The 26,619-nt window shown below is 61.5% G+C and carries 15 protein-coding genes and 1 tRNA gene; 6 read left to right on the forward strand and 10 right to left on the reverse strand.

Annotated elements, in window-relative coordinates; all coding sequences use genetic code 11:
• Window positions 1-210 precede the first annotated feature (210 nt).
• A complete protein-coding gene (cimA, locus tag VFV96_18885) occupies window positions 211-1,773 on the forward strand; it encodes a citramalate synthase (protein ID HEU5072473.1) in 1,563 nt (520 codons plus the stop codon).
• An 84-nt stretch (window positions 1,774-1,857) separates the two neighbouring features.
• Entirely contained in the window at window positions 1,858-5,121 is a 3,264-nt protein-coding gene (locus VFV96_18890; GenBank protein HEU5072474.1) for a valine--tRNA ligase, read from the forward strand.
• 32 nt (window positions 5,122-5,153) lie between these two features.
• Here the strand turns inward: VFV96_18890 and VFV96_18895 are convergent, their stop codons facing one another.
• Window positions 5,154-6,464, reverse strand: coding sequence for an SUMF1/EgtB/PvdO family nonheme iron enzyme (locus tag VFV96_18895; protein HEU5072475.1), 1,311 nt, complete (start codon window positions 6,462-6,464; stop codon window positions 5,154-5,156).
• Between the two features lie 286 nt (window positions 6,465-6,750).
• Between VFV96_18895 and VFV96_18900 the strand changes: the two genes are divergently transcribed.
• The gene (locus VFV96_18900; GenBank protein ID HEU5072476.1) at window positions 6,751-7,569 is read left to right on the forward strand and encodes an inositol monophosphatase family protein; all 819 of its coding nucleotides are present in this window, start codon (window positions 6,751-6,753) and stop codon (window positions 7,567-7,569) included.
• On the opposite strand, the gene VFV96_18905 is transcribed toward VFV96_18900, so the two are convergent.
• From VFV96_18905 to VFV96_18920, 4 genes are read right to left on the reverse strand one after another with little or no spacing between them, the layout of a single operon-like run.
• A complete protein-coding gene (locus VFV96_18905) occupies window positions 7,566-8,267 on the reverse strand; it encodes a non-canonical purine NTP pyrophosphatase (protein ID HEU5072477.1) in 702 nt (233 codons plus the stop codon). The two genes, VFV96_18900 and VFV96_18905, sit on opposite strands and share 4 nt — an antisense overlap.
• Window positions 8,268-8,318: 51 nt before the next feature.
• Window positions 8,319-9,176 (reverse strand): Ig-like domain-containing protein, encoded by an 858-nt coding sequence (locus tag VFV96_18910; protein HEU5072478.1) that lies wholly within the window; start codon window positions 9,174-9,176, stop codon window positions 8,319-8,321.
• A gap of 19 nt (window positions 9,177-9,195) precedes the next feature.
• Window positions 9,196-11,637, reverse strand: a complete 2,442-nt coding sequence (locus VFV96_18915) for a c-type cytochrome domain-containing protein (protein HEU5072479.1) — start codon at window positions 11,635-11,637, stop codon at window positions 9,196-9,198.
• 18 nt (window positions 11,638-11,655) lie between these two features.
• Complete coding sequence (locus VFV96_18920; GenBank protein HEU5072480.1) at window positions 11,656-12,453, reverse strand: cytochrome c3 family protein; 798 nt, start codon at window positions 12,451-12,453, stop codon at window positions 11,656-11,658.
• A 364-nt stretch (window positions 12,454-12,817) separates the two neighbouring features.
• Between VFV96_18920 and VFV96_18925 the strand changes: the two genes are divergently transcribed.
• The gene (locus VFV96_18925) at window positions 12,818-13,345 is read left to right on the forward strand and encodes an RNA polymerase sigma factor (protein HEU5072481.1); all 528 of its coding nucleotides are present in this window, start codon (window positions 12,818-12,820) and stop codon (window positions 13,343-13,345) included.
• Window positions 13,342-14,100, forward strand: coding sequence for a hypothetical protein (locus tag VFV96_18930; GenBank protein ID HEU5072482.1), 759 nt, complete (start codon window positions 13,342-13,344; stop codon window positions 14,098-14,100). The genes VFV96_18925 and VFV96_18930 overlap by 4 nt, the downstream gene beginning before the upstream one ends.
• A gap of 17 nt (window positions 14,101-14,117) precedes the next feature.
• On the opposite strand, the gene VFV96_18935 is transcribed toward VFV96_18930, so the two are convergent.
• Window positions 14,118-15,002, reverse strand: a complete 885-nt coding sequence (locus VFV96_18935; GenBank protein HEU5072483.1) for a type II secretion system protein — start codon at window positions 15,000-15,002, stop codon at window positions 14,118-14,120.
• 190 nt (window positions 15,003-15,192) lie between these two features.
• Between VFV96_18935 and VFV96_18940 the strand changes: the two genes are divergently transcribed.
• Window positions 15,193-15,268, forward strand: a tRNA-Ala gene (locus VFV96_18940).
• A 155-nt stretch (window positions 15,269-15,423) separates the two neighbouring features.
• Here VFV96_18940 and VFV96_18945 read toward each other — a convergent pair.
• The 4 genes from VFV96_18945 to VFV96_18960 form a co-directional block, all read right to left on the reverse strand.
• Window positions 15,424-17,847, reverse strand: coding sequence for a glycosyl hydrolase 115 family protein (locus VFV96_18945; GenBank protein HEU5072484.1), 2,424 nt, complete (start codon window positions 17,845-17,847; stop codon window positions 15,424-15,426).
• Between the two features lie 538 nt (window positions 17,848-18,385).
• Complete coding sequence (locus tag VFV96_18950; protein ID HEU5072485.1) at window positions 18,386-20,842, reverse strand: beta-L-arabinofuranosidase domain-containing protein; 2,457 nt, start codon at window positions 20,840-20,842, stop codon at window positions 18,386-18,388.
• Window positions 20,843-20,878: 36 nt separating this feature from the next.
• On the reverse strand, window positions 20,879-23,701 hold the full coding sequence (locus VFV96_18955) for a beta-L-arabinofuranosidase domain-containing protein (protein HEU5072486.1): 2,823 nt from the start codon (window positions 23,699-23,701) through the stop codon (window positions 20,879-20,881).
• Window positions 23,702-23,998: 297 nt separating this feature from the next.
• The gene (locus VFV96_18960) at window positions 23,999-26,551 is read right to left on the reverse strand and encodes a hypothetical protein (GenBank protein HEU5072487.1); all 2,553 of its coding nucleotides are present in this window, start codon (window positions 26,549-26,551) and stop codon (window positions 23,999-24,001) included.
• Between the last annotated feature and the right edge of the window lie 68 nt (window positions 26,552-26,619).

Below are 26,619 nucleotides of genomic sequence, written 5' to 3' on the forward strand. Positions count from 1 at the left end.
GTTCCACGACAGAATGACGATGGCGACGCGGGGCAAGGAGTTGTCCATGGCTCAAGGGCCGCGCCGGGCGGGTGCGTCGAATGCAGTCATGCGTTGTGCCGCGCATCGTAGGGCGTCACCCCGGCGCGGGCAAGTTGAAGCGACCTGATTTGCCCTTTGCGTCAGGGGCGTTTTTTCGGTTTAATCCGGCTCCGCTTTGGCGGCATAACGATGAAACCCCAAGTCGAAATCTATGATACGACCCTGCGCGACGGTTCGCAGGGCGAAGGCGTCAATTTCTCGGTCGCGGACAAGCTCCGCATCGCCGAGAAACTCGACCAATTCGGGGTTCATTATATTGAAGGCGGCTGGCCAGGCTCCAATCCCAAGGACATCGAGTTCTTCGCACAGGCCAAGAAGCGGAAGTTCAAGCACGCGAAGCTCGCGGCGTTTGGTTCCACCCGGAAGAAGGGCGTCGCGGTCGAGCACGACGATCAAGTGCGTCTGCTCATCGAGGCGGGCACGCCCGTTGTGACGATTTACGGCAAGACTTCCATGCTGCACGTGAAGGAGGTCCTGCGCTGCACGCCCGAGGAAAACCTCGCGATGATCGCGGACACGGTGAAGTATCTGAAGGACCACGGAAAATTTGTCGTTTACGACTGCGAACATGCGTTCGACGGCTACAAGCTCGATCCCCAATACGCCCTCGCCACGTGGCACGCCGCGGAAAAGGCGGGCGCGGATTTCGTCGTGCTCTGCGACACGAACGGCGGCTGTCTGCCGGGCGAGGTGGCGGCCATCACCAAGTTCGCCGTCGGCCAGTTGAATTGCCGGGTCGGCATCCATACGCACGATGACATCGGCATGGGCGTCGCCAACGCGATTGCCGCGCTCGAAGCCGGCGCGTGTCACGTGCAAGGCACCGTGAACGGCTACGGCGAGCGCACGGGCAATTGCAACCTCACCAGCGTCATTCCGTGCGTGGCGTTGAAGATGAAGAAGACCTGCGTGCCCGCCAAGTCGCTGCCGAAGTTGAAGGAGCTTTCCATGTTCGTGGACGAGGTCGCGAACATCCGGCACAACCCGCGTCTGCCGTGGGTCGGCTCCGCCGCGTTCGCGCACAAGGGCGGCACCCACGTCAACGCCGTCCAGAAGCTCGCAGCCAGCTATGAGCACATCAACCCCGAGCTGGTCGGCAATGCGCGCAACATTTTGATCAGCGACCTCGCCGGGCGCAGCAACATCGTGATGAAGGCGCAGGATCTCGGCTTCAAACTCCGCAACGACACGCCAGAGTTGAAGCAAATCCTGAATGCCATCAAAGAGCGCGAGCACGCCGGTTACGAATACGAAGCCGCCGAGGCTTCGATGGCCCTGCTCATCCGCGGCATCCTGGAGCACAATCCCGATCTGCTGTTCACCATCGAGACCTATCACGTTTCGATGCGCCGCGACAAAAAGGAATCCATCTGCGAAGCCACGGTGCGCGTCCGCGTCGGCGACAAGATCGCCCACACGGTCGCCGAAGGTGACGGCCCGGTGAACGCCCTCGATGCCGCGTTGCGCCGCGCACTGGTCAGCTTCTTTCCGAAGTTGAAAGCGATCGAACTCACCGACTACAAGGTCCGCATCATCAACGCCGGCACCGGCACGGCGGCGAAGACCCGCGTGTTGATCACGTCCACTGACGGCAAGCGCGAATGGGGCACCGTCGGTGTCAGCGAAAACATCATCGAAGCCTCGTTGGAGGCGCTCGTGGACTCGTTGGAGTTCGCGTTGTTGAAGAAATGAATTCACCGCGGAAGCGCAGAGACGCGGAGGAACCGGAATTAATTCTTTCCTCTCCGCGCTTCCGCGTCTCCGCGGTTTAAAAATATGTCTGAAATTCCGAAAGCCTACGAACCTCAGTCTGTTGAGGACAAATGGTATGACTTCTGGGTGGAGCAAGGCTGCTTCACCGCCGACCCGTCGCGCGTCAGCGACAAGCGCCCGGCGTATTCCATCGTCATCCCGCCGCCGAACGTCACCGGCATGCTCCACATGGGGCATGTGCTCAACAACACCATCCAGGACATCCTTAGCCGCAAGGCACGCATGGACGGCAAGGAAGTCCTCTGGCTCCCCGGCACCGACCACGCCGGCATCGCCACCCAGGTGCAGGTCGAGAAGGCGTTGAAGAAGGAAGAGCACAAGACCAAATACGATCTTGGCCGCGAGGAATTCCTCAAGCGCGTCTGGAAGTGGAAGGAAGAAAAAGGCGGCATCATCATCAACCAGCTCAAGAAACTTGGCGCGAGCTGCGATTGGTCCCGCGAACGCTTCACGATGGACCCGGAGTATTCGCGCTGCGTCCAAAAGGTGTTCGTCGAGCTTTACAAGAAGGGCCTCATCTATCGCGGCAAACGCATGGTGAACTGGTGCCCGGCAACGCAAACGGCGCTCTCCGACGAGGAAGTGGAGATGAAACCGCAGAAGGGTTTCATGTATCACTTCTGCGTTGAAGTGGTGGAAAAGGGCGAAGCAATCACAAAGAACGCGCGGCCCCTCACCCCTTCCCTCTCCCCATCGGATGGGGAGAGGGTGGCCGATAGGCCGGGTGAGGGGAAACCCGGCGGCCCGCAAGTGGACTCCGAAGGCCGCGTTTGGCTCACCATTGCCACCACGCGTCCCGAGACGATTCCCGCCGACACCGCCGTGGCGGTGAATCCGAAGGACCCGCGTTACACGCATCTCATTGGCAAGCACGTGTATCGTGCGTTGCCGCTCGATGTGCCGAAGGAACAGCGCATCATCCCGATCATCGCGGATGAACACGTGGACTTCGAGTTCGGCACCGGCGTGCTCAAGGTGACGCCGGCACACGACAAGGCCGACTTCGAGATCGGCCAGCGTCACAAACTGCCCATCATCGAATCGCTGACCCCGGATGGAAAAATGACTGCCGTGGCCGGCGCTGACTTGGCGGGGCTGGACCGTTTTGTCGCGCGGAAGAAGGCGGCGGAAATCCTGGAAGGCGCGGGCGCACTCGACAAAGCCGAGCCTTACGAGAACAACGTGGGCTTCAGCCAGCGCGCGGATGTGCCCATCGAACCGCGCTTGAGCGAACAATGGTTTTTGAAGTATCCGTCCGTGGAGCAAGCGAGGGCGTGTGTGGAACAGGATGAAGATGGGAGCGCACGCGTCTCGCGTGCCGATTCCGGCGTCTCGCCGGAATCCTCGTCCATCGATTTGAAGTTGGAGGAACAAGCATCGGGCGCGACGCCCGATGCGGCACGCGGGACGCGTGCGCTCCCCAAAATGCGGTTCCATCCGCAGCGCTGGGCGAAAACCTACGACCACTGGCTGACGAACATCCAGGACTGGTGCATCAGCCGCCAGCTCTGGTGGGGGCATCAGATCCCGGTGTGGAGTCGGCGTTATTCAAAGCAAGAAATCGCAGACGATCCAAAGCTGGGACATTTGATGCGCTCCGTTGATGATGTCTCTTCCAAACTCGATGCGATTCGCAAAAAGTTTGGAACACAACTTGGAACAGACAAAAAGTCTGATTCACGTCGTTTGATCGAAGACACATTGGCTGAAAGCGCTGACGCGATTTATTGGTGGCACAATCTTTCAGAGGATGAAAATTGGATTGAAGTTGAAGCCGTTACTTATTCCGAAACAGCGGCAAAATATTTGGAAGGTCGCGGCTTCACCCAAGATCCCGACGTGCTCGACACATGGTTCAGTTCCTGGCTCTGGCCGTTTGCCACGATGGGCTGGCCGGAGAACACCGAGACGTTGAAGAAGTTTTATCCGACCACGGACCTCGTCACCGGGCCGGACATCATCTTCTTCTGGGTCGCCCGCATGATCATGGCGGGCTACGAATACATGGGCGACCTGCCGTTCAAGAACGTCTATTTCACCGGCATCATCCGCGACAAGCAGGGCCGCAAGATGTCGAAGACGCTTGGCAACTCTCCCGACCCGCTAGAACTCATCGCGAAATATGGCGCCGACGCCCTCCGCTTCGGCACGATGCGCAGCGCGCCGCTGGGCCAGGACGTGCTCTTCGACGAGAAGGACGTCGAGCTCGGCCGCAACTTCTGCAATAAGCTCTGGAACGCCTGCCGCTTCCGCCAGATGCAATCAAGTGCGGAGTGCGGAACGCGGAGTGCGGAATTTGAAGGCGAGATCAATCCGTCGCTGCTCACCTCGGACGACAAGTGGATTCTCCTCCGCCTTGACCAGGCCATCCGCGAAGTCAGCGAGGCGTTGACCACCTACAACTTCGCCACCGCCGTGCAGGCGCTCTACCGTTTCTTCTGGAGCGAGTATTGCGACTGGTATGTCGAAGCGTCTAAAGCTGCCTTCGGGAAACCCACCCCTACCCCCTCCCAGGAGGGGAACTCCGAACTCACGTCCGAACGTCAGCTCCCCTCCTCCGGAGGGGCTGGGGGTGGGTCCGCGCTCGCCGCCAACAAGCTCGCCGTGATCGACTTCGTCCTCGGCAACACGCTGCGGCTGTTCCATCCGTTCCTGCCGTTCATCACGGAGGAACTCTGGCATGGCATGGGATTCAGCAAGGACCTGCCGGAAAATCAGGGCGGCAAGACCATCATGTTCGCACCGTGGCCCAAGCCGCTCAGCGCCGAGGAGAAGGAACACTTCGGCCTCGACGACGCGGCGGACAAGGTCGCCACCGCCAAATACGAGCTGGTCGGACTCGGCCGCAACCTGCGTCGCGAATTGAAGCTCGACCCGGCCAAGAAGCTGAAGTTCATGCTCAAACCGGCCGGCGAACTCGCCTCCGCCGAAGTGGAAGTGCTCAAGATCCTCCTGAACGCCGAAGCCGTCGAAGTCGTGGCGAAGGATTGGGCGCCGCCGAAAGGCACGCCGAGCGCCGCGAATCTGTTGGGCGAAATCTTCCTGCCGCTCGCCGGCCTGGTGGACTTCGCTGCCGAGCGCGTCCGTCTCGGGAAGGAACTGGAGAAGGTGCGCGCTGAAATCACGAAGGTTGAGGACAAACTCAACAACCCGAACTTCGCCCAAAAGGTTCCGGCGAAGGTGCTCGATGAGCACAAGCAACGGCTTGCCGACTGGCAGGCCAAGCACAACCAGATTGAAAAGTCGCTGGCGGATTTGCCGGAGTGAATGAACTGCGGGCCCGTCGCCTGCGGCCCGGTTCAAGGCACCTGCCAGGTTCGATAGAACGACTTGGCCACACCCGGGGCTGGTCGATTCGTGAATTCCACGGTGCTGGTAACCGGCACATTCGTCCACACCGGCGTCCACGTCGCCAAATCGGCGGACGCGGCCACGATGTTGGTTCTGCCCGGGGTCAGATTGGTGATGGTGAAGCGAAACGCACCGTCGCCGAGCCATGCCGGGTCCACGAGTTGTGCCGCTGCCAGCGGTGCAGGAAGCGGAACGGGAGCGGTGATAACGCAACGGAACCCCAGATCATACGCCGCCCCGTCCGCGCCGGAATAGGGGAAGTAAGTCCGATTGGCGCAACGCGCGAAGGAGGCATCCGTCTGCCAGGAGCCGCCGCGCAACACGCGGTTCGTGGCGCCTCCCGCCGGACCGCGCGGATCGGGCGCAACGGCGCCGGGGTTGTCATACCAAGAGCCATCGTAGGCGTCCCAACACCATTCCCAGACGTTGCCGGCCAGGTCGAAAAGCCCGTAGGCATTGGCGGCAAACGCTCCCACTGGACTGGTGTAAGGCGCGTCGCCCGTGCCGTAAACCGGGTCAAACCCGTTCGTCCCGCTCGTGTCGTAACTGTAAAACGTGCTGGCAAAATAATTCGCATCGGCCGGCGAAATGGTGTTTCCCCACGGGAAACGCAATCCGGCCGCACCGCCGCGCGCCGCCTTTTCCCATTCGGCCTCGGTCGGCAGCCGGTAACCGCTGGCCTTCCAGTCCACGCAATCGTTGGCGAGGTCGATTTGCCCCGTGCGATAAGGCGCGTCGAACGAGGCATTCGTAAAGTAGGCGCAGCCGCGTCCCTCCATTTCCGAACGCGCGTTGCACCATTTCACGGCGTCATACCAGTCGAGCGTCTGCACCGGATGATTGGCGGCGCGACCGCTCCCCGCATGATCGAAGCTGTAACCATGCGCGATGGCCCAGAGATAAACGTCGTCCCACAAGTTTCGGGTCACTTCATAACGCTCCATGTAGAATGCCGCTACGCTCACGTCATGAACGGGCCGCTCGCCGCCGAATCCTTCGGCAAAGGTGTCGCCCATCGCAAAGCGGCCCGCAGGGATCAACGCCATGTTCGTGCCGGGCACCTGCACGGCGCGATAGAACCGCGGACCATCGGCGGGCGGATTCGTGTCCGTCACCGACGCCACCGCATCAAGCTGGCAAAAACCGAGGTTGAACCAGCGGACGGTCACGGCAAGATTGTCGCTCCACTGCACCTGGCAGGCAGTCCCGGGCGGCGCGGTGACGGTCAATACGGGAGTTGGATCCAAGTGCAGACTCAACTGAATTTGGGCGAACCCGACTGTGGGGAGCGCAACCACGCAACAACCTGCGGCCCGGATAAAGCGGAATGGAAACAGCTTGTTCATGACCCTCTGATTGCGGTCATCCTGATGGGCCCAACCGAGCCGGTCAAACTCCGTTTGACAATGATTCCCCCCGACCGGAAAGCTGCCCCACGACGTGGCCAGTTGCTGGTTCCAAACGCCCGGCCCCATCGCGACATCCCACGGCACCGCCCGAACATTGCTCGCCTCGGAAGGAGAATTCCGCCAGACTACGCCGCACATGAACAAGGCTGAGCAAAATGCCGCCCTGCGCTGCGCCGTTGCCGCCGCTCGCGCAGCCGGCGCGCTGATGCGCCGCAACCTGACGGCGACGAAGACGGTCAACCTCCGCGCCACCCACGACATCAAGCTCGAGCTGGACGTGCGCTGCCAGAGGCTGATCGAACGCCGGCTGTCCCGGGATTTTCCCGCCATTGCAGTGCTCGGCGAGGAAGGTGAATCGGGCCTGGCCGACGCGCCGGCACGCTGGGTGATTGATCCCATAGACGGCACCGTGAATTTCGCCTACGGCATTCCCCACGCGTGCGTCTGCATTGCCCTCCAGGTGCGCAGCCGTTCCCGAACGGCGCAGATGGACGGCGGCTACGAAACCATCGTCGGCGTGGTTTACGATCCGTTCATGGATGAACTCTGGAGCGCGACGGCCGGCGACGTGGCGCGCTTGAACGGCAAACCCATCCGCGTCAGCACACGCGCCCGGCTGAGCGACGCCATTAGCGCGATGGGCTACGGCAAAAATGAAAAGACGATGGCCATTGCCCTGAAATTGTTCCGCAACCTGTCACGCCGCTCCCGCAAGGTGCGCAACATGGGTGCGGCCGGGCTGGCGCTGGCCTACGTGGCGACCGGACGATTCGACGCCTACATCGAGCGGGGCATCAGCATTTGGGACATTGCGGCCGGCGGCTTCATTGTGGAACGGGCGGGCGGTGAATTCTGGCGCGAGCGCCTGCGCGATGGCAGCGGTTACCGGATGATTGCCAGCAACGGCAGGTTGCGGAGGCAGATTGAATCACTGCACGAAACCCGCCGCGCCTAGGAACGCGGCCGCTGGAAGTGCTGTCTCAGTTTGGCCAGGGCCTGGCCGCGATGGCTGAGGCGGTTTTTCTCCGCGCGCGGCAGCAGCGCAAAGGACTTTTCGAGACCGACGGGATAAAACAACGGATCGTAGCCGAAGCCGTCCCCGCCGCGCGGTTCAAAGCCAATTACGCCTTCACAAACCCCCTCGAACACATGGGTGCTCAGTTCAAATTCGTCGGCCAGACAAACCGGTGAGGCGCTGTCCACCGTGCCGGCCAGCACCGGCGTGAGCGCAAGCACACAGCGAAACCGGGCGGTGCGCCGCGGCCCGGGCACGTCCCCCAGCAGCCGCAACAACTTGGCGTTGTTTTCCGAATCCTTGGAGTTTCCCGGCGCCCCGGTGTCGAGCGCCGCAAAGCGGGCCGAATGCACGCCGGGAGCGCCGTTCAATGCATCCACCTCCAAACCGGAATCGTCGGCCAGCACATGCCAGGCGGCCGCCGCCTCCCTGCCCATCGTCTCACGATTGATGGACAGCCAGCGCGCGATCTCGATGGCCTTCTTGCGCGCGTTGCCCTCGAACGTGGCCGCGTCTTCGACCACGTGGGGTGAGCCAACATAATCGGCCAGTGTGGAATACTGGAAGGCGTTGCCAAGAATGGCACGAATCTCTCCGATCTTGTGCGTGTTGCGGGTGGCGATGACCAGTTGCTTCATCGGGGGCAACATGCCAGCGCCGCCGCGACTTGGCGAGGCCAAGTCGCGCCGTCAAGGCCAGTCCTGGCGGACGCGGTAGAACCGTCGCTCATCCGTCCCCACGACGTTGGTGAAGGAGATGACCGGTGCGGCATTGGCATTGGTCGCAAACGCCGACCACGAGAGCAGGTTCGTGGAAAACTCCGCAATGTAAGCCTGCCCCGCGGTCGCATTGACGTCGAAGTGAAAGCTCCCGGCGGCAGCACCGGGATTCACGATCGTTGCGCTCGTCAGCACCTGAATGGTCACGGGCGCGGACGTCGTTGCCAGTCCCAGGTCATCCACGGCCTGCGCGGTAAATGTATAATTGCCGGCACCGAGGTTGCTGGCCGTGGTTTGATACGGGGCCGCCGCGACATCTGCAAGCGAGGTGGTCCCGCTGAAGAATTGCACGCTGGCCACACTGCCATCCGCGTCGCTGGCCGAAGCCTGCAACAGCACGTTGGCCGGCGCGAGGAACTTTGCCCCGGGCGCGGGGTTGGTAATGCTGACGAGCGGCGCCGTATTGGCACCGTTGGTGATGGTCAGCGTGCCGGTCATGCCGAGAAAGCAATGCGGCACGCAAAAATAGGGATACACACCCGTGTTCAGGTTCGTGAAGGTGAATTTGAACGTCCCCCCACCGGCAATGTTGCCGCTGCTCCACAAACCATCCGGCGAACAACTGCTGCCGCTGGTGGACGTGTGCGTGATGCCGCTGACATTCGTCCAGATCACCGTGTCTCCTTTCGCGATGGCCAGCGTGGCGGGAACGAAAGTCAGGCTGCCGGTCATTTGCACGACATGTGTGGCAGCCAGAAGCGCCGGGGCAACAAGGAACAGCCCTGTAACGGTCAGACAACGAAGGGACAGATGAATCACTTTTTTCATGGTTTGATGGGTTTCAGTTTCACGGAACAGGAATGGTCGCACTCGCAAACAAGGCGTGCGCGCGGTAGTCGTTCAGCCCGCCAAAGCTGGGCTCGTGGTATTGAAAAAATCCGTAGCCCAAGGTGGTGGTCACCCCATCCTTGAAGCGGTGCACCAGCGAAACCTGAACGGCATGCCGGTCATAAACGATGCCCGCCGGAAGGCCGCTCGCGGCGTTGTTTTGGCCGTAGTCCGATTGGGTGAACGCGTAACTTCCCCGCAAATCCGTCGCCGGGCTGAGCGCAAAGGTGGCGCTGGTCAGGACGCTGTAAACGTTGCCCTGCCACGGCGCCAGATAGCCCGCGCCGTTGCTGGCCGTGCGCGTGAGCGAATCCGAAAAGGAAAAGGTGCCGGAAAAGAAAAGCCGGCGAAACGGTGTCAACACGGCATTCAGGCTGTAAACCCGCGATTCAAAATTGGCGGCGTCGATGGCCCCGCCGGGCGAGGAACCAGGCACCGGACCGGTGGCGCTGTTGAAGTCGGATTGCACCCACTTGAAGGTGAATGCGGTCCGCAACCACGCGTTCGCCCGCCACGTGACCCGCGCGTCCACCTGATTGTCCACAATGTCGCGCCAAAGAATGAAACCCGGATAGAGATGACCGCTCGGGTTGAAGGGTTCCACGTGCGTGTAGTCAGTGCGCCGGTCACGCCGGCGGTAATCCGCGCCGAAGGAAACGCTGGACCACGGTGACGTGTTGAAGCCGGTGCGATATTCGGACGTTTGAATGTCCGCATCCGTGTCGAGGGCGAACGCTTCCGAACCGTCAGGACGCTCATCAAACCGCGCCAGGCTCTCCTGCCGCAACCGCAGCTCGCCGGAGAGGATGGTGAACGGGATTACCGTGTAACGCAGCAGCACATTTTCGCGTGCGCTGGCCGTGTCCAAATCCCCCGTCACCGCCGAGGGATCCGAGAACAGGATGGGGATGCTTGGATCACCGATGCGCAAGTCCTCCTGCCCAACGGTTTTTTGTCGCACCCACTCCCCCTGCCCGCCCATCGACAGGCTCAATCCCGCCCATGGTCCGGCGAGTCCGGCCACACTCGTGGCGTGCGTTTCCCGCATCATCATGAGGCGGTCCGCCTGCCATTGCAGACCGCCGGTGAACTGGCCATTGCCGGCGAGCGTGCTTTGATCCAGCGTGCCGTCGCCCTCAAGACGCGCATACAAATAGCCGCCCGAAACGGACAGCCAGTCAGCCAGTTGTTTGTTCACCCGGAAGGTGTTCGCCCCGCTGACGTGATGATACGTCTCCCGCACGACCACGAGCGTGTCCGGGCCCGGGCCAAACGTGTCCGCCGCCGCATTCTGCCGTCGAGTGGAAAGATCATAAAATTCCACCACCCCATGGTCCGCCAGTTCCCAGCCGCGCAATTCGTGGCTGGCATCCAGTTTGAGAAGATGCGCGTGTTCGTCGAGGTGCTCGAAAGCGGGGTAAACGGACTTCGCATCCGTGTTGGGATCAAACGGCGGCAATGTGCCCGCCGGTCCCCATTGCAATGTCGATTTATCGCCCTCACGAAACTGATACTCGTAGCCCAAAACCAGCCGCGGATAATGAGGCAGTGTCAAGCCGGCCTCAAACCACGCCCGGCCGACATCCAGATGCAGATCACGGTGGAGCGCAAAGGCGTTGGTCGGCAGTGTCGGGGCAAAGCCGCCCGTGTCGTTGTAAAATTCGCGCCACGATTCAAAGCCAGCATGAACGAAGCCGACGTCGTTCTTTACCAAACGGAGCGCCAGGCGGTAATTCTCGTCCCCGGCCAGCGCCCGGCCTTCAACACTTGCGGCCGTGTCGGGGCTGACCTGCTCATGCAACTCAAAATGCTCCAGCCCGCCGGCCCACCCGTCATTGATGCCTTCGATCTCTCGAAACTGGCTCCGGTTGCCATGCACCGAAATCCAGCGCAGCGTTGGCGTGATTGAAAGCGACAGCTTGGACGGCGCGTTCGTGGACCAATGCGCGCCTTGATCAATCCAGGCCCGCAGCAGCCGGATTTGCGCAACCGTCAGCGGCTTGTCCCTGTCGCCCGGTGGCATCTGCGTGTCCGGATCCAGCCCGGCGACGTAATGAATCAACCGGCTCCGCGCACTGTCGCCCGGCACAATGTCGTTTGTGTTGTCATCACCGCCCTTCAACGCGGACTCCCGGTTGTCGAGGCGAAACCGGCTCTTCGCCTTGTTGGGGCCGTGACAACGAAAGCATGACTGCTCGAAAATCGGCCGGACGTCCCGGTCATAATCCACCGTCACGCCGGCGGGCGGCGGCAGCTTGGCCACATCCACTTCGGCAGCCATCAGCCGGACGCCGGTGTGGGCGGCCAGAAAACTCAACACCAGCCGTGGCCAGCATTGGCCGAAGCCAGCCGCCAGCCGCTTCACCCCGCCTCCGTTCAACAGGTTGTGGTTAGTTGGCATGTTCGATCTGGTGTCGCTTCAGTATTGCAATCGAGGATCGACGTTGGAGCCATGCACCGCGGTATGGCAGCCTGCCGTCCAGCAGGTCGCCCGGCTCAAAAATGCCGTGTGATCCACGGCACCAATCATGACCACGCCCGTGCCGCCGGCGACGCCCTGATTCTGCGCATGACAGCGCAGACAGAGGTTGGCGTCGGCCTGGACCAGCAGCTTGCGATTTACAGAACCGTGGGGATTGTGGCACGTGGTGCAGCCCTCCCGCATGGCCTCGTGTTCGAAGACGAAGGGCCGCGTTTGTTCGCGATGGCAGGCGGCGCACGTTTCATTCTCGCGTGCCATGGCAAGCCCGCCGGACGATTTGAATATGTCCATCCCGTGCGGGTCATGACACTGCACGCAGTTCATCTGCCCGCTGGCGACCGGATGATGATGCGCCAGGCTGAACTCGCCCCGCGTTTCCAAATGGCAGGCAAAGCAGGCCGACGGATCCCGCCCCGGATTGATGATGAACTTGCCCCGCCCGCCGCCCGCCGCGACGTGAAGGCTGCCCGGACCGTGACACGATTCGCAGCCGGAAACGCGTCCGCCCGGCGCATCGGCAAAATGCGCGCGGGCGTGCGGACTGGCTGGAAAACGGCGCACATATTGCGCGTGGCAGTCGGCGCAGGCACGGCTGCCGACATACGTGGCTCCGGGAATGGTCGGCAAAAGTTCCACGGTCGCCGGCACCGAGGAGCAGGAGTTCAACAGCGCCGACAGCACGAGTGCCACCAACGTCGCCGTCAAAGCGGCCGCCAGACCGGTTGCGCCTGCCATCAAGCAGTTTTTCATCACGCGACTCGTGTATTTTTTTGTGTGCTGAGAATGGCCAGCCCGGCCGCCCGGGATTGCTCCCGGATCGCCATGCGCGGGTGCCAGCTTTCTTCGGTCCATGGCCAGACGGGCACCCGGTGTCGGGTGGCCCGGCGGCCCGGCGGGCGCACGGATGCCACCTGAATTCGCCCGCTTTTTTGCCGGCACGACGGGATCCATCTCGGCTTCACGTTCCTTACGAGGGGCCAGTGGGAAGTTTGTTCCCGAGAATTCCGCTCGAATTCACGGGCGGCCCCGCGCAGAGTGAGGCACGCAACCATCCGTCCCCGGGAACATTTTGGCGGCTTGTTGCTCCTACACATGCGACATGGCGGCGGAGCTTGAATTTGAAGCCCTGGTGGCCCGGTTTTACGAGCCACTCTACCGGTTCGCGTTCAGCCTGTGCCGCGACGAGGCCGACGCATGCGATTTGACGCAACAGACCTTCTACGTGTGGGCCAGCAAGGGGCACCAATTACGCGACCGGGGCAAGGTCAAGACCTGGTTGTTTACCACGCTGCACCGGCTGTTTCTGGAGACGCGCCGCCGTGCCACGCTGCATCCGCACGAAGAACTGGATGCCGCCGACGAATCACTTGCCGCACCGGCCCCCGAACTCGCCAATCAACTCGACGCCCCGCAGGTCTTGCAGGCACTGGCCCGCGTGGATGCCGTTTACCAAGCGCCGGTGGCACTGTTTTATCTGGAAGATTACGCCTACAAGGAAATCGCCGCCATTCTCGACGTGCCCATGGGAACCGTAAAATCGCGCATCGCCCGGGGAATCGCGCAATTGCAAAAGCTCCTGAACGATGACCCCACCCCAACGCATTCAAACGGAGGGCTGAACCCATGACTCGCGACGACGCCAAGCGCATTCTCGCCAGCCACCGGCCCTGGGCCGAGGAGCCGGCCGACTCGGAAACGAACGCGGCCCTCGAACTCGTCCGCCAGGATGCGGACCTGTCCCGCTGGTTTGCGCGGCATTGTGCCCGTCAGGATCAAATTCGCGAAAGCCTGCTGCGCGTGAAGCCGCCCGCCGCCCTCCTGGAGCAGATTCTTTCCGAGCGCCCGGCGCCTGCCCCAGCAGGACGAAAAATGCCAGCCTTGATCACCGCGGCGTTTTTGCTCCTCATGCTGGGCGGCGCCGGCTTCTGGCTCACGCAGCGCACCGGAACGAACGATGAATTGAGCTACACGAATTACCGCAGCCGGATGGTGCGGAAGGCGCTGCGGATTTACGGCATGGATCTGGAGACAAACAGCCCGACGGTGATCCGCGCCTACCTGGCCGAGCACGGTGCGCGGGCCGATTATCAACTGCCGCCACGGCTCGCGGCCGCGGCCAGCGCCGGGTGTGGCGTGCTCAAATGGCAGGGCCATCCGGTGACAATGGTTTGTTTCAAATCCGGCCGGCCACTGAAACCCACCGAAAAGGCGGATCTGTTTCTCTTCGTCATCAACCGGCAGGCGGCATCGGACATTCCAGCCAGTGGCGAACCACAATGGCAGCAGGTGAACAAATTGATGACCGCGAGCTGGAGTGCCGGCGACAATGTTTACCTGCTGGCCGCGCCGGGTGATGAAGCTTTTCTCGCGCAGTTTCTCTGAGTGCTGACGGAATAAACTCAATACCCGCTGCGGGGCACTGAATCGCTGTCCACGCTCATGTGATCCGTGATCCACTTGAAGTCGGCTGACTGGGTGCGGGAGACGTAGAACGGCAGCGCCGCCCCATCCGGTTTGGCCGGGGCCTTGGTGCTGTCCACCACCCAGCGGCGCAACTGGCTGTGACCGTCGGCAAAGGAGAACGAGGCCGCCCCGTCGTGATACGAGGCCGGCAGATCCACCCATTCCTGGTAGGAGGCACGGTTCAAAAAATAGCCGTCGTTGATGCTGTCCGGATGTTCGTCCAGAAAGACGAAGATTTCCGCCGGATGCGGAATGGAGGTGATCCGGAAAAACTGCACATAGCCCGGATTGTTGACGTTGGAGCCCATGCGCGACAATTCCCCGGCATCCCCCACCATGGCATTCATTGAGTAACTGCGGATGCGCGCTGTCCAGCCCGCCTGCCTTTGGATCGCGCTCAGCACGTGATCGGACGGACATCGGTAAATGTTCACTGACCGGTTGCCGTAAGGTCCCAAGCTGGCCTCGGTGATGGTGGCCGTGTTGGTGTTGTCCGGGTCCAGCTCCCACGTCATGATGTTGTTGACCCAGTTCAAATTGGTCCGCTGGGCCACGGTGGACCGCGAAGCGTCACCGCCGAGGTTATACGGCAGGCGGCCCTCGTGATCATCCGCGTAAAGCGTCCAAGCCAGCCCAAGCTGGCGGGTGTTGCTGAGACAGCCGACGGCTTGGGCGCGGTTTTTGGCGCGGTTGAGGGCCGGCAACAACAGGGCCGACAAAATGCCGATCATCGCGATGACGACCAACAATTCCACCAAAGTGAAGGCGGGCCCACCGGAAAGGAAACGTCTCGCACCGCCGCGCTGAAGGACTGGTTTCATCTGTGGCGAAACTCAACTCAGGTTATGTCATTGGGCTCTCCAATAGATTGGATAAAATCCGCCCAAAGTCAAAATGGAGTTTTGCCCGGCCACGGGGGAGCCGCCCGGCCGCCAAAGATTTGCCGCGGCCGCGGGAGAATGGCTTTGACAATGGGCGCGACCTCCCTAGATTGATGCCGCCTTTACGGATGGGGTCGTAGCTCAGTTGGTAGAGCACCACAATGGCATTGTGGGGGTCAGGAGTTCGAATCTCCTCGGCTCCACCATCTTTGAAATCAGGCACTTCCCTTCAGGAGACGTCGCGCAACGCGATGGGCTCCAAAAATCCGACCGCGCCAGTTCGTTCCGACGTCCCAAAAGAATCTCTTTGGGGCATTTTCACGGCGGAACGGAAGCCGTATTTCGCCCGCTCACGAAGCGCTCAAGGCAAGACCAATCGGTCAATCACCACGCCCGGATCCACGGCACGAATTTTCAAGGTGTGCCGGCCGGCCACCAGCGCAGGCAACGGCACCTTCGCACGCACGTAATTGTCCTGCACCGCTTCGCTGCGCACGCGCCCGTTTTCGTTTTCGGCACCGCTGGACCCCGGCACCTCAATCATCGCCGGCGCGGCGCCATCCACAGACACGGCCACCCGCAGCTTCATGCCGGGGCACAGACGAAAGGTGGGCAGAAAGTCCACCCAAGCTTCGGCGTCGCCCGTTTTGCCGTCGAAATCAAATTCAAGGGCCGGCGCGGCGGCGTCATCCTCCGGCCAGGACGCGGCCAGGTTCGCGGGCTGCAACGCCATGGCCCTTCCCGATGGACCAAGACCTTCGACGGCGGACCAGCGGGCCGGACCCGTCGCGATTTGACGGTCAGCGGTGGCCGCATCACGCCAGTGCATGCCGGCAGCCGGCGAGTTTCCCTTGGCCACGGCATTGGTCGGCGAAGCGGATTTTTCACCCCAGGGCCAGCGCACCTGGCTGTTCCACGCCATCAGGTTTTTCCCGGTGACGAGGCCGGGCATGATGTAATTCCACTTTCCGCCGGCCAGGTTCGTGTTGTAGTTCCGAACCTGCCGTTCCAGGTCGCCGCGCAGCCGGTTGATTTGTTCCGCGTTGGCCGAAACATTTTCGCCGCGCTGGACATGCCGGTCGGCCAGGAAAATCTGCCCCGTCTCGCCAAGCACCTGGACGGAAAAACCAACCAGTTCGGTGAAAGCATCACGCGCCTCGTGGGGCATGGCATCCGCCAGCACCCGTTCGCGGTCGAGCATTTTTTGATAATCGTCCGCCAGTTGCTTCGCCTCCTCCGGGGTGAGCGACAGCGCCCACTCTCGTTCCATCAGCTCCGGTTTGCGGATGGTGCCCAGCCGGTAAAATTCCATCAACAATTCGGCCATCGGCGCCGCGAATTTTTCCCCGAAATTCGCGACGGCAAAGCCGGTCAGAAACCGGCGTTGCATTCCGAGTGGAAGGCCGTCCGGATGCCACGCCAGGCGCGAGAAATAGTCGATGCCGATTTCCATCGGCTTGAGGTCGCCCACATTGATCACCCAAATGGTGCGGGCGTCGTTTTCCCAAGCCTTGTGCAACTCCTCCCACATGAGAGCAGGCGCCGTGGTGTTGATCCATGTGTAGGAATGTGGACCGCCATAGTAGGACAGGTGCCAGTAAACCCCCGCCCCACCCAATCGCCTCCGCTCGGCGGACGAGCTGAGGCGGCGGAGGTAGCCAAAATTGTCGTCCCCCCACACGAGTGTGACATCATCGGGCACCGGCAAACCCGCATCATAAATCGGCAGCACTTCCTTGTAGGGGACGAAGCACTGGGCCACGGGCCCCCATTTCCGGGTCACATACCGGTCCAACAATTCGCGTTGGTCACGAAAAACCTCGCTCATCAGTTTGATTCGGCCCGGCAGGTCGTTCGGCGGCCGCTCCATGCCAGCATCGTGAATGCCCCGAATTCCGATGGTCCAGACGGCCTCTTCGCTGCCGCGGGCCTTCACGTTGTCCTCCCAGTAGGAATGAATGGCATCGCGATTGAGACTGTAATTCCAAAGGCCGCGCGCCTTTTCATTCCAATGAACGTTGTTGCAGAGCATTGGCTCGCAATGGGACGAGCCGGCCACAATTCCGAACTGGTCCGCCAGCGCAACGTTTTCGGGAACGGAACCGAACTCGGTGCTGCAGGCGTGCATGGCCGGCCACAGATAATTCAGCCGCAGGCGCAACATCAGTTCAAAGACTCGTGCGTAGGTCTTCGGACCAATGTTTTTGAATTCCGGATCAAAGGTCTTTGACGCCCACGGAAACAGGCCCCAGTCCTCGTCATTGATGAAGAAGCCACGATATTTGACATCCGGCGCATCCATTTGCGGCGTCGGAACGCGGATCGCCAGGGCCTCGCGGTGCCGCGGCGGAACGTCCGCCCACCAATACCAGGGTGAAACGCCGATCACTTCAGAAAGGTGCATCAATCCGTAGGCGGTGCCGCGCCGGTCGCTGCCAACAATCACCAGGGCGCGCGCCACGCCCGGAAACGGCTGCTCCACCATTTCCATGCGCGTGGCTTCCCACCGGCCGCGAAGGGTGTCGAGGTCTTTCAGCTTCCCGTCGGCAACCAGCGTTTGGATCAACGGACTTTGGCCCAACGTTCCGGCGATGACCAATTGCGGCGCCGCGGCCGGGGTGTTGGTTACGACGGGACGTTGCCCGGACACGCGCTGGACATCATCCGCCAACAGGTTGGCCGCCAAATGCACGACCGGCTCGTCCTGATCTGCCACCACCAATGCCGCCCGGACCTTGCCGGCCACCAACGTGATGCCATCAGCGCCATCCAAAGGCTTGTCCAATATTTCGCAATTCAGAGCCGCCGCCGCCAGAAGCGGAAGTCCGGCGATGATTCCAAACGCCAGCGCGCGTCGCTCCACCAGCAATCGCGAGGCGGGGCGAAATGCATTTGCATTTCTCAACGTTGGGTCACGCATGGTGGTCGTGTCTATGCGGTTGGCCACATCAGTTCACAACCACGCTGAAATTTCAAGCCCGGTGCTGGTTTCGCGTTCGCCCGGGCCAAACAACCGCGACGACGATTGGGCCGCACCAAAAGAAGGGAAGGGCCGGATGACTCCGGCCCTTCCGGCGTGACTTGCCCACCCCTTCCCCGACTATTGCGATTGAACGCGGAAGAATTGGTTGCCGATTGGATTGGTGATCAGCAATGGCGAGGTCGCAACGTTTGTCGTCCACGGCCCGAGAATGTTCGTGGTCTTCAGCACGGTGGATGCGCTACCGCTTCAAGGGATGGAATTGGATTTCCCCTCCGGCAAGTCAGCCAGCGGGGAGCAAGTCCAGGGACGTTCGGCATCCAGTGCACCGCAACCCAACCCGTCAACGGTCGCTGTCCGCCCGAATCATCCGCACGCCGAAGACGGCGGCAATTTCGCTTCCGTTCGTGGATTGGAATCGGATCGTAACCTTCGACTTGTCCTTCACCACGTCGGCCGGGATCGCGTATTTGACGTCGAAGAAACGCGGGGTGCCGTCCTTGGCGACGACCTGCTCGCCAATTTTTTGTCCATCCGCCAGAATGTCGAACGTGCGTTTGCGCCACTCGTCGCTGTAATAGGTCACCACCACGGCCATCGGATGCGCCGGATCCACCGGCACATCGAAGGAAAACCAGTTGCGTCCGCGCCGCGCCGCGCGGCCCATGATGCGGTCCGGCTCCGACTCCTCCCCTTGTTGATTAAAGTCGCGCTCGGACTGCATCTCGCCCGGCTGCACAAAGGCCACCGTGGCCAGTTCCAGCTTGTGTTGCCGCTCGCGTTCCGCCGCAATCTCGGCCGCCCGTTTCTCCCATTCCGGAGGCGTGAACAAATCCCAATACACCGCGTAGGTGCGCTCGTGCAGCCGGTAGAATGGAATCAAATCCACGTCGCGCTCCCGCCCAACGCCGGCGGTCCGGAAATCGCCGGGCTTGCCCGGGATGGGCTTGATCCAGTCGGACAGATTCGGGTCGCCCGTGACCAGCACGGGCACCACCGACAGGTCATCCCGCCGCGCGCCGCGCCAGTTTTGCGGCCCCAAATCGCCCGCCAGCACCAGCGGACCCCACATCAGCGCGACCCGGCGCGGATTGTCCGGCACCGGCTCGGCGTGCAGGTGCTTGGGCAGCTTGAGCGTGACCACATCGCCATCGCGCCAGCGCCGCGTCAGTTCCACGTAATGATCCGGCGCCGGCAGCGCATCTACATCCTGACCATTGATGGCCACCTTGAACCCGTCGCCTGCCCAGCCTGGCCGCCGCAACGCCAGCGTGAAGTGTTTCGCCGATTTCAGGTGCAACTTCACCGAGACGCTTTCGCCTTCGGGAAAATCCGTCTGCACTTCCAGCTGCGCCTTCATCGCCTGCCAGTCCGCGGTCGAAGGCGTGTAGAAATTGACCCAGAGTTTGTCCCGGCATTCGTAATAGATGCCGTCACCGTGCAACGCGTGACTTTCCATGCCGGTGCCGACGCAGCAGGTGAAGCTTTCAAACATGTCCTGATACTCATGCGTCACGCCGCGCCCCACGGGAACCATGTAGCAGGTCTGTCCGTTCGCCGGGTCAATCGAGGCGAGAATGTGATTGAACAACGCGCGCTCCTCGAAATCCGCGTATTTGACGTCCGGCTCCAGCGCGAACAGGGTCCGCGTCATTTTGAGCATGTTATAAACGTTGCAGGTTTCGGCGGTGCGGCCATCCACGCGGTCGTTCAGCTTGTCCGGTTCGCCGAAATACTCGTCCTTGCCATGGCCGCCCGTCGCGAAGCTGTGATGATCAACCACCTGATCCCAGAAGTATTTCGCCGCCGCACCGTTCGTGGCGTTGCCCGTGTAAATGTAATACACCAAATCGCCGAGCAGCTTCGGCACCTGCGTGTTGCCATGTTTGCCCGCAAGGATGTCCCGGTGCTGCGCGAGCGGATCGACAATCGCGTGGTGCTCAAAATACTGGAATGCCTTCCGCCAGCGCGGATCGCCGGTGTCCGCGTATAGGTCGGCCATGATCTCGTTCATGCCGCCGAATTCGGTGTTGAGCATCTTTTGAATCTGCGCCTCGCTGAGCTGCGACAGGATGCCGTCGGCCCACCCGGCGAACTTGACTTCCACATCGAGCGCGGTGCGGTTGCCCGTCAGGCGATACGCGTCGCGCAAACCGGCGTAGAGCTTGTGCTCCACATACCACGGCGACCACATCCCGTTCAGGTCGAAGCCGCCGGATTGAATCACGCCTTTGGCCAGATCCTCGAAGCGCTGTTTGCCGTCCACCAGCGTCACCTTGCCGTCCTTCCGAACGTCGGCGAGCAGGCCGCCAATATAGCCGTCTCCCTGGGCGTCTTGAATCTCCTTCAACTCGCGCACCATGTAATCGGCGCGCTCTTTGAACCGCGCGTCGCCAGTGGCCGCATACATGTAGCTCACTGCGGACAGATAATGACCCGCGATGTGTCCGGTCAGCTGCCGGCCGGCACCATCCCAGCCGCCGTAACCCGCTTTCGCCTTGGGCTTCAATCCCGCCCGCTCGCGCAGATGATACAGCATCCGGTCGGGCTCCAGCTCCAGCAGGTATTTCGCGTCCAGCTCCTGCGCGTGTTTCAGCGGTCCGCCCGTCAAACGCACGGCCGAAAGCGGCAATGGACAGGCGCGGTAAGGAACGGCGTTGGTGATGACCTGGCTCGGCAGCGGTTTCAGGCCGCAGTTCGCCGGGTCACCCCCGGAGGTTGAACGACAGCCCGACAGAACGAGCAGCGGCGCCGCGGTCAGCGCGGCAATAAATCCAGCAGCAAAGCATTTTGATGACATGGTCGGTGCAGAATGATTCGTCGTCCCAAGTTTATCCTACTTGCCGTTCAGCATCCAGACCATGGATTCTGGCCCGTTCGCGTTCCGGCGATTGCGCCGCCGCGGTTGCGGCTCGCTGTTCCCCGTGCTGGATGACGCGTCGGAAACGGTGGCTCCCGGCGCGTAATTCACCTTGGGCTCGTCCGCCGCATCCGTCGCCACCTGGCCGAGGCGGTTCAGCCGTGCGAAGTTCGGAATCGCGGTCATCGGCTTGCCGTTGGCCCATTTTCCTTCCAGCACCATTACGCCGTCAAGCAGGTTGCCACGCCATTCGACCTTGAGCGGGTCGGCGCTCAACGGCTGGGAAAGGTCCGATTGGTCGGCGCGTTCGACGCTGTAGATCAGCGGACCGTAACGCAGCGCCACGCGGCCCTCATCCGCATTGACGTGCTGGTCCGCCGTGATGCGCTGCGGCCGCAGCGGCAGTTCCAGTTCGATGCGGTCGCCGGCCTTCCATTCGCGCGTCACCACCGCATAGCCCTTTTCCATTTTCGGAGTGTAGGATTTTCCGTTCACCGCAAATGACGTGTAGCCGCTGACCGCCGGGGTTTCGGTGTAGAGTTCGCTCGTGCTGCGATCCGGAATGCGCACATAAACCGAGAATTTGCGCGACTGCTTGGGGTTCACGGTGATGGCGATCTTGCCGCTCCAGGGATAATCCGTGTCCTGCACCATCTCGACATCCGTGCCGGCGACGCGCTCGACGTTGATGCGGCTGCCAATGAAGAGATTCACATAGATGCCGTCATCGCTCTTCACATAGGTCCACGTGGGAATCATCAGCAAGGTCCGCGGAATGTTGCCCACGCAACAGGGGCAGACGTGCCACGGCGTCCGGCGACCATCAACGAGCGGATTGGTGTAGTTGAAATTCTTCCCGTCCAGATCCGTCGCGCCGAGCAGCGCGTTATACATCGTTTCCTCGTAAAGGTCGGCATACTTCGCGTCGTGATAGGCGAGGTTCAGTTTGTATTGGAAGAAAATCAGGCCGCAGCTTGAGCACGATTCGCAGTAGGCATGATTCGGCAGCGAGTAATTCGGGCCAAAGCCTTCCGAGGTTTCGCCGCTGCCGATGCCGCCGGTGACGTAATATTTCTTGTTCACGATGTTGTCCCAAAGCGACATCACGGCGCTTTCGTAGTCGATGTCACCCGTTTCCGCGGCAATGTCCGCCATGCCGGAGTAGAAATAGGCCGCGCGCACCGCATGACCGACGGCTTCGTATTGTTTGATGGGCGGCAGATGGCTCTGGTCGTATTCCGAGCCGCCGCGCCGCGAATCGAGCAGGAACCGCGCGAGCTTGATGTAATTGTCGCCGCGGCCGTGGCCTTCGACGTCATTCACGAACCGGCCGAACCGCACCAGCGCCTGCTCCATTTCCTGATGGCCGTCAAACCACGCCTTCTTGCCCGGACCGATGTTGGCCACCCAGCAATCCGCCAGCTTCTTGGCCGCATTGTAGAGGCGCAAGTCCGTGCCGTCGGTGAGCGTGTAATGATTGATGGCCGATTCGATGAAATAGCCCGCGACGTAGCCTTCGTGGTCGCCGCGGTGTTCCGGCGACCAGCGTTCCGGCCAGCGCTGGCGGTCGGCCAGCGTGTAGGCCGTCTGCAAATAACCGTCCGGTTCCTGCGCCCCGAGGATGATCGGAATCCAATCCTCCAGCGTCCGTTTCATCTTCGCCTGTGCCTTAAGGATGTCCGGATCGCCCTGCGGATCCACCATCAACGCAATGCACATGGACTCGACGGTTTGATGCACCCAGGCGTTGGCAAAGACGTAACCCTTGTGGTGTCCGTGCGGTTCGCCGCGCAGCGCCTTGCCCGCCTCGATGAAATTGTCAATGCCGCCCTGCCCTTCCGTGAGGTTCGTTGCGTTGATCTGGTCAATGCAGTGCGGAATCCAGTTCACAATCAGCGCCTTCGCCCGCGCCTGCCAGAGCGGGCTGTTGATGCTGTAATGCTTGGTGTAAACGACATTGAGCCGCTCCTTGGGTGGCGGCGGTTCGGCGCGCAGCTTCAACGTCGCACTGCCGCTCAAGTCCCCGTCCAGCGCGGTCAGCTTCAGCACGTAATCGCCCGGCTCCGAAACGGTGGCCGTGGTTTCCAGCGCGCCGGCGTCCGCAAAGTTCACTGCGCCCGGCCCGGACGTCTTCGACCACGTTGTCTTGATGTTTTCGCCCTTGAGCGATTTGACCGCGCCGGAGAGGTAGGTCTTGCCGCCGATGATCACGACGCGATCAATGCCCGCGTTCACCGACGGCGGAAAGCCCGGCGAATCGCCCGCGTCATAGACCTTCCACTCGAGAATGCCCGTCGAGAGCCGCCCGTCTGAAACGATTTCCAGCCGCAGTTTGGTCGTGTGCACCGGATCAAAGGTGGTCGTGTTGAACTGATTTCGCGCCACGCCCAGGCCGGCGGCGTTCGGCACCGGGACGAACTCGCTGCCGTTCCAATACAACAGCCGGCACGCCTTGGGCGCGCCCACACCCTGCCCGTCAATCCACCAGTAAACCTCCATCCGGTTGGCGGAAATCGGCCGGTCCCAGTCGTATTGCACCCAGACCGTGTCAGTGTGAGGCCAGTTGCCGTAGGCTTCGTGTGGCGCGGCGAACGACCGCCGGGGCGTGTCTCCATCATTGAGCGCATTGAGCGTGGTGTCGCCGGAGCAATAGGAACTCGACGGAGTCGCCACCAGGGCCAGATTGACCGGCTTTCCGTTCTCCGCGCCCCGCGCCGTCAACGCGAACAGCGACAGACACGACACGAACAGAGCGAACGGCGAACACCGGAACAGCCGGGCAAAACAAAGATGACTCATAAGCGTTGTATGGTGTATGCGGAAACCCGCCAAAAATACAGAAGATTAACCGCCAGCCCATATTCGAAATGCACCCGGGGCTGTCAGCAATCATCACGGAAAGAGGGAAAGCCTCACGCGAAGAACGCGAAGGACGCAACGTGCAGAAGCCGGAAAGCTTCTATGGACTGCGGCGAGAAGCAAAACGCCGCGCCGCTGTGAACACCACGCCCGCGGCAAAAAATCCCGCAACGCCATCTTCCCATCTTGAACCTTTGCGTCCTTCGCGATCGCGGCGTGAGGCTTCTTCCCGGCATTTCATTGATACCATTTCGTGGCAATATTCGCCGGGCCTGTCACGCCAGCCGTGCCAGTTCCGGTGATTTTCAAACGGTAATCAAATTTGTTCGTGCGGCTGGATTCGCCGTTGTAGAGGAAGTCGGTATTGCAAATGACCGCAATCATGACGTTGTTCTTTATGGCCTTGCCCGCGGGCGGCGTCAGGCTGCAGGCACCGCCGGACACGGGCTGGCTGTAGATGACCGAATTGTCCGTGGCGCGATAGACAAGCTGGCAGCTCATGTTCGTGCCCAACGGAGTGAAATTCACCGTCACATTGCCGGTTGCATTCGACGTCGTGAGCGGAATCTGGTTCGCGCCCGACCAGCCGGGGAGCGTGCGCCACTCCGGCGTGAGCGTGCCGGCGTTGTTGGTCGTGACCACGTAGCACCGCGCCGTCCACGCCGGACAGTCAATCCAATAAGGCGACCATTCCTGGTCAATCGTCAGGCCCCAATTGTTGTTGAGCAGCGTCTTGTAGGCATTCGACCATTTGCCGAAATCGCAAAACACCTGGCGGGCGCGGAATTCCTTGATGAGCCGGCGCGTTTGATATTCGCCCAGGCCTTCGGGAGCCCTCGCGAGCCCTTCGAGCACACGATTCGTGCAGTAACGCCAGATCCACGCCACGCTGCCTTCCGACACGATCTCGCCCATGAAATGCGGGAACGCCTCGCCGTATTGATTTCCGCCGAGCAGATTGCGCCACGTGCAAATCTGCACGTTGTTCGAGAACCGGTTGACGCCTTCGGCACACGGACCCCCAAAGCTGTCGTCCTGCAGCCAGCCGCTGTAGCATTCAACCGGCATGAACGGCGCGATCATCTGCCCCGCGCTCAGGAACCCCATGCTGCTGTAGTTGGAAGTTTTGCGGGCTGCGGCCTCGCCTTGCAGCCACGTGTTCCCGCCTTCCTGGAACCAGCACGCCTGTTTGCAACCGGGCATGTCGGCGAGCACGGAGTGAATCATCTCGTGCGTGCAGGCTTCCTGTTGCGCAACCTTGTCGCCGTAAGGACAGGCCGGGTCGAAGGAATAAACCGGGTAATATGAGAGGAGCCCCATCGGCCAGTCTTCGCCGTTGTAATTGATGTTCCCCTGCCAGCCGCCGAGGTCGTTGCTCTGTCCGCCAACGCACGTGCCCGAGCCGAGCAGATAAATCGCGCTGTGGTAGCCGCGCTTGGCGCGCTTGTCCGGCGGCCAGCCCATCACGTCGCGGAAGTAGGCGAAATCCGCGTTGAGCTTTTGCAGCATCGGAATCCACGCGTTCGACGTGACGAGCGAATTCTTCCCGTCGCCGAACCGGAAGCAGAACCAGTTGTTCGGCAGCGTGATCGTGGTCGTGACGCCGGAGCAGTCATCGAGCACGTTCGTGGGCGGCGGAATCGCGGCGAACTCGTTGGTGAAGTTGTAATTCAGATCGGGATTGTATTTGGGCCACACGTAGGGCGCAGCCGGATCTCCCGCCACGACGGTGACGCTCAAATTCGCCGCATGTGTGCTCAAGCTTCCCTGGCCCCAGACCGTGACTGGATACGTGCCCGGGGAAACCGTCGCGGAGGCAATCAGCGTGAGCAGGCTCGTCCCGCCCTTGAGCGTCGCGGGATGGAATTCGCAGGCAAGACCGTTCGGCAGATTGCTCGCGCTCAATGAAACCGTCTGCGGATGATTGCCCGAGGCGCCAACCGTCACGGTCACCGTGTTGGCGAGCCCTTGCGTCACGACCAGGCTGCTTTGCTCCAGCTGAAGTAGAAAATCATTCCGCGAATGCAGGCGGAAAAATGCCGCATCGCCGGAAACCGAAACTGTTACAAAATTGGTTCCGCCCAACAGCGTCGGCGCCGGCAGTCCGTCCGTGCTCCACGCCGCTCCCGCCTGGGTTGCGCGTTCGAGGACGTATTCCGCCGTGGGATCCTGCCAGCTCAGCTCTAGCTGGTTCCCCGGACGCGCCGCCGCGTGAAGCAGTGCCGGCTCCAGCGCAGCGCCATCGCCGAACACCTTCCATTCCAAGATGCCGGTCGAGGCCGCGCCCGAGGAGGTGAACTTCAAGCGCAGCCGGTCGGTCCGGATGGAATCGAACGTCGTGACGTTGTATTGGTCGAGCGCCAGGCCAAGGCCGACCGCGTGTGGCACCGGCACATAACTGTTGCCATTCCAATATTCCAGCCAGCTTGCCGACGGAATGTGAATGCCGACTTCATCCGTGCTCGTGTTGTCCCGCCACCAATACACCGCAATCTTGTCGGTGTTGATCCCAAGCGGCCAGTCGAGGTCCGACCATTGATATTCGACCCAGTTCGTGCCGGTGGTCGGCCAGTTGCCGTAGGCGCCGTGGCTGTGGTCAAAAGAATTGGCCGGCTCAAAGCCGTCCTGGATCGCCAGCAGATTTTCCCACGGGGAAACGTAGGACGTGGAAGCGGTTGCGCTCAACGCAATGTTGTTCGTGCTGGCGTGGGTGCTGGCCAGCCCGGCAAGGAGCGCCAAACCACAGCTCCCCCGGACCAGCGGTTTGAAAATCAGATTCTGGACGGTCATGCCATCGAATGGTGTCGGCGTTTTTCCCGGAAAAATGCAGCTGTTATCGGGCTGTTCAATCGGCTGAT

Source organism: Verrucomicrobiia bacterium, from assembly GCA_035765895.1.
Classification (GTDB): domain Bacteria; phylum Verrucomicrobiota; class Verrucomicrobiia; order Limisphaerales; family DSYF01; genus DSYF01.

Coding starts and splice junctions, on each gene's coding strand:
- cimA (HEU5072473.1), top strand. CDS start 211: ATGAAACCCCAAGTCGAAATCTATGATACGACCCTGCGCGACGGTTCG.
- VFV96_18900 (HEU5072476.1), top strand. CDS start 6,751: ATGAACAAGGCTGAGCAAAATGCCGCCCTGCGCTGCGCCGTTGCCGCC.
- VFV96_18935 (HEU5072483.1), bottom strand. CDS start 15,002: ATGAAACCAGTCCTTCAGCGCGGCGGTGCGAGACGTTTCCTTTCCGGT.
- VFV96_18960 (HEU5072487.1), bottom strand. CDS start 26,551: ATGACCGTCCAGAATCTGATTTTCAAACCGCTGGTCCGGGGGAGCTGT.
- VFV96_18905 (HEU5072477.1), bottom strand. CDS start 8,267: ATGAAGCAACTGGTCATCGCCACCCGCAACACGCACAAGATCGGAGAG.
- VFV96_18955 (HEU5072486.1), bottom strand. CDS start 23,701: ATGAGTCATCTTTGTTTTGCCCGGCTGTTCCGGTGTTCGCCGTTCGCT.
- VFV96_18950 (HEU5072485.1), bottom strand. CDS start 20,842: ATGTCATCAAAATGCTTTGCTGCTGGATTTATTGCCGCGCTGACCGCG.
- VFV96_18890 (HEU5072474.1), top strand. CDS start 1,858: ATGTCTGAAATTCCGAAAGCCTACGAACCTCAGTCTGTTGAGGACAAA.
- VFV96_18925 (HEU5072481.1), top strand. CDS start 12,818: ATGGCGGCGGAGCTTGAATTTGAAGCCCTGGTGGCCCGGTTTTACGAG.
- VFV96_18920 (HEU5072480.1), bottom strand. CDS start 12,453: ATGGCAGGCGCAACCGGTCTGGCGGCCGCTTTGACGGCGACGTTGGTG.
- VFV96_18915 (HEU5072479.1), bottom strand. CDS start 11,637: ATGCCAACTAACCACAACCTGTTGAACGGAGGCGGGGTGAAGCGGCTG.
- VFV96_18910 (HEU5072478.1), bottom strand. CDS start 9,176: ATGAAAAAAGTGATTCATCTGTCCCTTCGTTGTCTGACCGTTACAGGG.
- VFV96_18930 (HEU5072482.1), top strand. CDS start 13,342: ATGACTCGCGACGACGCCAAGCGCATTCTCGCCAGCCACCGGCCCTGG.